The sequence below is a fragment of the Streptomyces sp. HSW2009 genome, assembly GCF_040240285.1.
In the GTDB taxonomy this organism is placed as follows: Bacteria; Actinomycetota; Actinomycetes; order Streptomycetales; family Streptomycetaceae; genus Streptomyces.
Genome location: NZ_JBEHZD010000360.1, coordinates 1 through 8477 on the forward strand (window position 1 = coordinate 1; position 8477 = coordinate 8477).

At 71.2% G+C, this 8477-nt stretch carries 7 protein-coding genes; 5 read left to right on the plus strand and 2 right to left on the minus strand.

Going from position 1 to position 8477, the window contains the following annotated elements:
- The first annotated feature begins 205 nt into the window (after positions 1-205).
- Both AAHZ94_RS23265 and AAHZ94_RS23270 read left to right on the plus strand, forming a co-directional pair.
- Positions 206-1216 (plus strand): NAD-dependent epimerase/dehydratase family protein, encoded by a 1011-nt coding sequence (locus AAHZ94_RS23265; RefSeq protein WP_349994932.1) that lies wholly within the window; start codon positions 206-208, stop codon positions 1214-1216.
- Between the two features lie 307 nt (positions 1217-1523).
- Positions 1524-2171 carry a class I SAM-dependent methyltransferase gene (locus tag AAHZ94_RS23270; RefSeq protein WP_349994933.1) on the plus strand — a complete coding sequence of 216 codons (648 nt, stop codon included), beginning with the start codon at positions 1524-1526 and terminating at the stop codon, positions 2169-2171.
- Positions 2172-2636: 465 nt separating this feature from the next.
- Here the strand turns inward: AAHZ94_RS23270 and AAHZ94_RS23275 are convergent, their stop codons facing one another.
- On the minus strand, positions 2637-3338 hold the full coding sequence (locus AAHZ94_RS23275; protein ID WP_349994934.1) for an AMIN-like domain-containing (lipo)protein: 702 nt from the start codon (positions 3336-3338) through the stop codon (positions 2637-2639).
- 692 nt (positions 3339-4030) lie between these two features.
- Positions 4031-4795: a hypothetical protein gene (locus AAHZ94_RS23280; protein WP_349994935.1), complete on the minus strand. Its 765-nt coding sequence runs from the start codon at positions 4793-4795 to the stop codon at positions 4031-4033.
- 645 nt (positions 4796-5440) lie between these two features.
- Here AAHZ94_RS23280 and AAHZ94_RS23285 point away from each other — a divergent pair.
- The 3 genes from AAHZ94_RS23285 to AAHZ94_RS23295 form a co-directional block, all read left to right on the plus strand.
- Positions 5441-6865, plus strand: coding sequence for a serine hydrolase domain-containing protein (locus AAHZ94_RS23285; RefSeq protein ID WP_349994936.1), 1425 nt, complete (start codon positions 5441-5443; stop codon positions 6863-6865).
- A gap of 226 nt (positions 6866-7091) precedes the next feature.
- The gene (locus AAHZ94_RS23290; protein WP_349994937.1) at positions 7092-7757 is read left to right on the plus strand and encodes a GNAT family N-acetyltransferase; all 666 of its coding nucleotides are present in this window, start codon (positions 7092-7094) and stop codon (positions 7755-7757) included.
- Positions 7758-7985: 228 nt separating this feature from the next.
- Positions 7986-8477 (plus strand): hypothetical protein (locus AAHZ94_RS23295; protein ID WP_349994938.1); only part of this gene is annotated, 492 nt, incomplete at its 3' end.

An 8477-nucleotide genomic window follows, 5' to 3' on the forward strand; every position in this document is an offset into this window, starting at 1 on the left:
GGGGGTACCGGCCGGGGGACCGCGCTGTGGCGGGCCGGAGCGGGATTATTGGCCGCTCCTGACGAGTCGTCATCTTCGCTGGGCGCCTTTGTCGGGGGCGGGGGGGGGCGGGCGTCGGGCGGCGCCCGACGGAGAGGCGGAACGCGATTCCGCTGTGGGCGTGCGGGTATTCCCCCGGGCCGCCCGTCGGCGGGAGAGTCGGCCCATGAGAGTGCTGATGCTGGGCGGGACGGAGTTCGTGGGGCGCGCCATCACGGAAGCGGCGCTGGCACGGGGGTGGGAGGTCACGGTCTTCCACCGGGGACACCATGCGGCGCCGCCGGGCGCCGAGGCACTGCTCGGCGACCGCACGGCCCCGGACGGGCTCGCGGCGCTGCACACCGGCCCTGCGGCCGGACGCAGTTGGGACCTGGTCGTGGACACCTGGTCCAAGGCGCCGTACGTGGTACGGGACGCGGTCGCGGCGCTCGCCCGACGGGCCGGGCGGTACGTCTACATCTCCAGCGGCTCCGTCTACCGCTACCCGTCGGCGGCCGGGCACGACGAGGAGGGGCCGGTGGTGGACGCCTCCCCGGACGCCGGCCCCGACGTGGACTACGCCCGGGCCAAACGGGGCGGCGAACTGGCCGCCCTCGCCGCCTTCGGCGAACGCGCGCTGCTGGTGCGGGCCGGGCTGATCGTGGGTCCGTACGAGAACATCGGGCGGCTGCCGTGGTGGCTGGGGCGCATGGCCAAGGGCGGTCTCGTACTGGCGCCGGGGCCGCGGGACTCGCCCTTGCAGTACGTGGACGTACGCGATCTGGCCAGGTGGTGCCTGGACGCGGGGGCGGCCGGGCTCGGCGGCGCGTACAACCTGATCAGCCCGTCGGGGCACACCACCATGGACGAACTGCTCACCACCTGCCAACGGGTGACCGGCGGGGAGGCGACGCTGCGGTGGGTGGCGGCTGAGACGTTACTGGCGGCGGGCGTCGAACCGTGGACGGAACTCCCGCTGTGGGCCCCGGGCGGCGAACTGCACGACGCGCTGTACCGGACCGACGTGTCCAAGGCCCTGGCGGCCGGGCTGCGCTGCCGCCCGCTGGCCCACACGGCGGCCGACACCTGGACCTGGCTCCAGGCCATCGGCGGGGTGGCCCCGCACCGCCCGGACCGCTCCCGCGTCGGCCTGACCCCCGAGAAGGAGGCCCGGGTCCTGCGCGCGGCAGCGGGGTAGGCCCCGGCCGTTATGGGGTTGGCCCTGGTGGTGTGGCCAGGGTGCGGGTGTGGCCACGATGCCAGGGTGACCACGAATTTTCGCAACTTCTGTGACTGGTGGGTCGGCGCGGGGCGTACGAGATGAGGGTGGGTGGCGCGTTTCCACGCCGACCAGCAGAGAAACGCGATCGATGAGACGCTCACCTCAGTGCGGGACCACCGCACTCCAAGGCCCAACTGTGCTGCCCAGGGGAGGGGTGCGGTGATGATCGAACGTCGCTGGTCCAGGACCACGGCCTGCTGGCCCAGGGTTAGAGTCCACGGTCATGACGGACTCCTCATATCTCCACACCACCAGGGACGGCTATGACGCCATCGCCGTCTCCTACGCCGAGCACTTCCGCACCGGACTGGAATCCCAACCCTTCGACCTGGCGATGCTCGGGGCGTTCGCGCGGGTGGTGCAGGCCGATGGCGGCGGAAAGGTGCTGGAAGTGGGGTCCGGGCCCGGCTGGGTGGCTGCCCACCTGCACGGGCTCGGAGTGGACGTCTCCGGACTCGACCTGTCGCCCGAGATGGTCGCCCTGGCCCGGCGCACCTACCCGGAACTGCGGTTCGACGAAGGCACCATGGCCGATATCCCGCTGGCTGACGGGGCGCTCGCCGGCCTCGTCTCCTGGTACTCGCTGATCCACATCCCACCCGCGCTGGTGCCGACCGTACTGACCGAGTTCCACCGCGTACTGGCCCCGGACGCACCCCTCCTCCTGGCCTTCCAGATCGGTGACGAGCCGCTCCACCTCACAGAGGCGTTCGGCCACACCATCGCCCTCGACTTCCACCGCCTACAGCCCGACCAACTCACGCAACACCTCGACGCGGCCGGCTTCACCACCCAAGCCACCCTGACCCGCGAACCCGAGACCTACGAACGAACGCGACAGGGGTACGTCGTGGCTCGGCGGAGGGGGTAGAGCGCGGGGGAGGAGTGGGATGGGGTGGCTTGGGCGGTGGTGAACGGTTGGTGGGGCGGGGTGGCCGCGGATGGCCGGTGGGGTGGGGTGGAGTTGGGTGGGGTGGCTGGGTGGTGGGGTGGTGTGAGTGGTGTGGGGTGAGAGGGGTTGGCTGGTTGATGGGTTGATGGGTTGATGGGTTGAGGTCGGTTGGGGTGTGGGGGGAGGGGAGGGAGGGGGGGGAGGGCCCCCACCCCCACGTACAACCCCACGCACAGAGCCCGCCGCCCACCACGCACCGCCCACCACACACCACCTAAAGCCCACCACCCAAAGCCCAGCGCCCGCCGCACTCCGGTGCCGGCTCTCTGGCGTGTTGCACGAGTGTGTTCGTGTCAGAGCCAGAGGGCGCGGTGTTCCGGGGTGCGCGCGGGCGCTGGGAGGGGGCCGGGTGGCGCTGGGCGCCGGTGGTGCGGTGGCCGGTCGTTAGCGGGTGGCGGTCCAGGAGTGGGCGACGTCCACGATGAGGTGGTTGTCGGTCTGCGTCACTCGGAACGGCAGCTTGGCGCGGACGCCGAGGCCGATCTGCGTGTCGCCTTCGAAGCTGCTGGCGTACCGGGTGTCCTTGAAGGTCTGGAAGCCCGACACGTTCACGCCGGGCAGCGTCTGCCCTGCTCGGCCCGGGTACGTCGGCTTGCCGGTGGCCGGGTCGTAGCTCGGTGCCGCCACGTGCACGTCAAGGATGGCGCCGCCGCCCACCTTGATCAGGTCGCCCGAACCGTCCTGGCGCAGTTCGTTGACGTATCCCACGCGGTAGCCGACCTGCTTGCCGCCCGAGCCGCGGATGTCGAAGACGAGGCGGTCGAAGCAGGGGTGCTGGCCGGCCCTGATGTTCACCAGCGGCTCGTACTCGGTCGGCGCGGCCGTCTTGGTTCCGCTGCCCCAGTTCGTGTCGCAGGCTGCGCGTTCATTCAGGCCCCAGATCGGGTCCCGGTCGCCGTTGGCCGCGCCCTGGCCCCATATGGGGTCCCGGTCGGTGCCTGCCGGCGTCTGGCCCCAGATCGGGTCGCGTTCGATGTCCGCCGCGGCCTTCGTCGGCGGCGTGGCGGCATAGGCCGTAGCGGCAGTCGCCGTCAGCCCGGCGCCAGCCAAGGCGAGTGCGGCCACTGCGGTGCCCCACCGTCGCATGTGTTTACCCCCATGGTGTTGTTGATCAGGCATGCCTTGATCAATTGTGCTTACGCGTATGTGACGCCCTGCATGTCCAAAAGGTTGCCCTTAAGTGAGGCGCCTGGACGCGTCTGTTGCCCCAACGTGCAGTCAACAGACCGGAATTGGCAAATCCGCGAACGATGATGCCCGTTCCGTTCGGCGTGGCCTTTCGTCTTCCGTCATGGTTCCTTCGGGCCTTCCGGATGCGTCTGGGGCCGCGCCGGTGCCGTCAACTGCCATGTAAACACGGGTAGTTAGTATTCTCGGATGGGGCGCGGTCGCGGCGTGTTGCGTAGGGCGTGTGAGTGCGTGGGCGGTCCTTGGCGGTCTTCGCCATGTGGTCGTCGTAGCAAAGTCGCCGCATGCGGCGGGGAGTTGGAGAGTCCATGGGGGCGGGCTGTCGTGGTGGCGTGGGCATACCCGTGTGTGGACGCACCCTTCGTCAGGGACGGAATGGTCGTGCAGCGGATGCCCCGCCGCGTTGCAGGCCCTCCCCTTCGCGTCGCGCGGCGTGCTGGACGGGTACGCGAAGCGTGCGGGCGAACCGGTGGAACGGGGTGAACCAGTCAGGTGACCCGGGTGGCCCGGGTCGCCCGCAGTGTCGGCCGGGGGCGGGTAGCCCGAGCAGGCGTCGGCCCCGGAGCTGGCTGATCCCGGGCAGTGTCAGCCTAGGCAGGGCCCGACATGTCCGACAGCCGCGTCGCGAGATGGAACTTGCTGCGCTGGGAGGGTATGTGGACAGCGGTCGGGTCCAGTAGGTCGATCAGTTCGACCAGTTCGTTCTGCCACTTCTCCAGGCGGGCCAGGGCCGGGGCGACGTCTGTCGCCAACTGGTCGACGTCCGTCAGCAATGGTGCGAACCACGACCTGAAGACCTCGTCCTGGTCCAGCCGCCGGCAGAACTCCGCATAGCCCAGGCACCACCGCTGCCCCGACGCGCTGTCCGGGTGCACCATCAGCTCGCCTAGCGCGCGCTGGTGGGAGCGGAACACACGGAGCTCGTTGCTGGTCGGCGAGATCCGGCCCAGGGACGCACTGATCTGCCCCAACTGGCGCATGATCCGTCGATTGCTCCGACTGCCGCCCAGGTTGAGGAACTGTATGTCCCGGCGCAGGATCTCGGCCCAGCCCAGATACTCCGCGAGGACGAACGCGGTGCTGCGCCGAACGTGCTCCGCCTCCTCCGGGCTCCCCCGGACGAGAAAGCTCGTCAGATACCCGTCGTACGAACGGCCGGAGCGGTCGATCACGTAGCCGTTGAGGATGTTGTACAGCCGACTCTGGAGGTCGTAGGCGGCAAGCGCCAGCGAGGAGCTGTAGCGCTCCATGTAGTTGCGCTCCGTGCGCGCGTGCAGCCGGCGCTGTTGCCAGTAGCCGAGCAGCCCCGTCACCGCGGCCCCGACCACGGCGACGACCGCCGACACCAAGGACACCGAATCCACCCTGCCCCTCCCCTCTCCGTCACCCCTCCTGCGGCTTGCCGTTTCCGCGGAAGCCCCAGCCGTCAGCGAACCCGTTCCGTACCGCCCGCAACGGGCGCGGCAGGGTCGCCGCTCCGCCCGGCGCCGCACGCCCACGCCGTACGCCGTACGTCCCGAGCCTCGCAGTGTCGAGCCCTGCGTGATCCTCTCGACTCATACCGTAAGCGAGGGGTGTGACAATGCCGCCGCCGCTGGACGAGTCCCCAGGTGGGAGGCGCTTTGTGGGCGTCAGGCCGCGGAGTGGCACGCATGGTGGAGCGGGCAGTGACGGTTCGTTGAGGGCCGTTGCGACAGGCGGAGGCGGCGGCTGTGGCCGGACCGTCGGGCGGGGTTCGCCGCGCGGATGCGGCCACTCCGCGTACGGCGGACGACAGCCGTTGGTGCGGCATGGGTCATGGAGTGTGAGGCGTGCGGCGGGTGTTGGGGGCCTATGACGGCCGTTGGGAAAGGCGTACGGCGGGCGCCGGCCCGGCTCGTGGCGCGCGGCGGACCGGGTCGGGCCGGGGGCGGCCCGAGGCTGCGGGGGATACCCCCCGTGCGAGGAGGGGCGCCCGCCGCATGGTGGGGAGCGTGGCGTGGGCGGGACGCTGAGGGACCATGAACACACGCACCACATCCCTGAGTTTCCGCGCGGCCACCGCGACCGCGCTGGTCGCGGCCGTGTCCGGGGTCCTGGCGGGGGGGGCCGGCCGCCCCCCCCCCCCCCCCCCCCCCGCCCCCCCCCCCCCCCCCGGCCCCGCCCCGGGCCCCCCCCCGCCCCCCCCCGGCCGGGGGGGGGGGGGGGGGGGCGGGGGGCGCCCCGCCCCCGGGGGGGGGGGGGGGGGGGCCCCCCCCCCCCCCCCCCCCGCACGGTCCGCGGCATCAACCCCCGCCTCTTCCTCGACCGTTGACACCGATCGCGCCGCCCCGGGCGCATCGCTCACGACGGGGCGGCTCCAGCGGGCGGTGGAGCGCACGTTGCGCGATGCCGGGTACGTCAACGTCTCCGTCGACGTGCGCCACGGTTCCCGCCATACGACGGCTCGCGCCGGCGAGGCGGAGCTGAACACCGGGCGGCCCGTGCCGGCCGGCGCCTCCTTCCGCGCCGCCAGCGTCACCAAGTCCTTCGTGTCCACCGTCGTGCTGCAACTCGTCGCCGAGGGGCGGGTGTCGCTCGACGACAGCGTGGACCACTGGCTGCCCGGCCTGATCACCGGAAACGGCAACGACGGCCGTCGCATCACGGTCAGGAACCTGCTCCAGCACACCAGTGGCCTCTACAACTACGACCGTACGGAAGACACCGGGGAGACGGCCGCCGACTTCGAGCGGACCCGGTTCGAGCGCGTGGAACCGGCCGAGCTCATCGCCGGTTCGCTGCGGCACCGCCCGGACTTCGAACCGGCCGACCCGGACGACCCGAACCCGAAGTGGAACTACTCCAACCCCGGATACGTACTCCTCGGAATGATCATCAAGAAGGCCACCGGGCACGACTGGGCGACGGAGGTCGAGCGCCGGATCAGCAAGCCGCTCGGCCTGCGGGGCACGTACGCGCCGGGCGCCGATCCGTTTTTGCACGGCCCGCACGCACACACCTACCAGCAGTTCCCCGGCTCGACGGGCATGACGGACACCACGGTCCGCAGCATGTCGTGGGCAGACGCGGCGGGCGCGCTGGTGACCACCGAGCGCGATCTCGACCGGTTCTACACGGCCTTGGTGACCGGCCGGTTGCTGCCGGAGAAGCAGTTCGCCGAGATGCGCAGGACCGTTCCCGTGGGGGCGGACTTCGACGAGGTCATGCCGGGCTTGCAGTACGGGTTGGGGCTGATGCGCCAGCCGCTGCCGTGCGGCGGCTACCGGTGGGGGCACGGCGGTGACACGGACGGCGGCACCATACGCACCGGCTTTACCTCCGACGGCAAGCACGGTGTGGTGATCGTCGCGAGCGGCAAGGCGTCCAGCGACGAGTGGTTGCTGAAGTCCGAGCGGGCCGTCCAGCGCCTGACCGACGAGGCGCTGTGCGGGACGCAAGACTGATCGACTGACCTCCCCGCGCTCCCGCTCTCCCGCTCTCCACTCCTCTTCTCCGCGCCTCCTCAGACCCTCCCCAGGCTGGCCCCGTTGGGCGGTTCGGCCTGGGGAGGGCTTGTTTCTGCTGCTGTCGGCGGACCGTCGTTGGCATGGGCGCGCGAAAGATGGTTCCCACTTTGCACTAGTTCAGAAATGTCTTGCCTCTAGTGCGAACGCGTCCTAGGCTTTTTGCATGCTCTCCGTGAACCTCATGCCCACGATCATCGAAGGCCGTACGGTCCGGCTGGAACCGCTCACGCTGGACCACGTGCCCGATCTCTTCCGCGCCGGTGGCGACGATGACGAGGTCTGGCGCTGGCTGTCCGTTCCCACTCCGCGTACGGAGGACGAGCTGCGCCGCCTGGTGGAGGAGGAACTGGCCGAGCAGGGGAAGGGCTGTGCCCTGTGGGCGGTCGTGCTGCGCGACACCGGTCGGGCCGTCGGCCAGACGTCCTACCTGGACATCAGCGCGCGCGATGAGCGGCTGGAGATAGGTGGCACGTGGTACGGCCGCGGCGTGTGGCGCACGGCGGTGAACACGGAGGCCAAGCTGCTGCTCCTGACCCACGCCTTCGAGGAGTGGGGCGTGGGTCGCGTCCAGTGGAAGACCCACCACGGCAATGTGCGCTCGCAGGAGGCGATAGCCCGGCTCGGCGCCCAGCGCGAGGGCGTGTTGCGCCGCCACAGGGCGATGCCGGACGGCACCTGGCGCGACAGCGTCTACTACTCGATGCTCGCCGACGAGTGGCCCGCGGCCAAGGAGCGGCTGCGACGGCGTCTGGCGTCGGGTGGGAGCGCGGGAGTCGATGCGGTGGGCGGGGCGGCGCCGGTTGGTGCCGGTGGGCGAACGGCCGTGTAGGTACGGGCGAACTGCCGCATGGGCATGGCCCGTCGGCCGCGGGATGCCATCGCAGTGCCTGGCTGACGGCTAGTCAGAAAACGGCCGGTGGGGCGGCGGCCGGCCCCGTGGGCGTCGCGCGGCGGGAGGAGCGCCCCGGCGATCATGTCGACCCGCACAGCCTGTTACGTTCATGCTCCAAAGAGTCAGCGGTGCATGCCGTGACGTGTGGGGCTGAGGGGGAATCGGGTGACGTTCCAGCAGGAGTGGGCCGAGATCAAGGGGGAGACCGCGACTCGGCTGCGCTTGGCGAGTTCGGAGGGCGAGGGCGGCGACGGCCAGTTACGGCAGTCCAAGCGCGCGTGGAGCCAGGCGTCCGCCGGGATCAGCGAGGTGGCCGGGGACCTGCGCTCCGCCTTCGGTGGGTTGTCCGCGGGGCAGGACGGGGCGGGTGGTGGGGAAGCCTCGGTTGTCGGGTTGCTGAGCGCCACGGTGCAGCGCAGCGTCTACGAGTCGTGGAAGCGCAAGGTCGAACTTCTCCAGCGCGAATGCGGCGACGTGCAGGGGAAGATGAGCAAGGCGGCCCAGCTCTACTACCAGACCGATCACGCGATCAAGGACGCGTTCACCGGCCGACCGCCGGCCGAGGGCGAACAGGCAGGGGGGGGGGGGGGGCCCCCGCCCCCGGCGGGGGGGGCCGCGCCGGGGGGGGGCGGGGGGCCGCGCGGCGGGCAAAAAAAA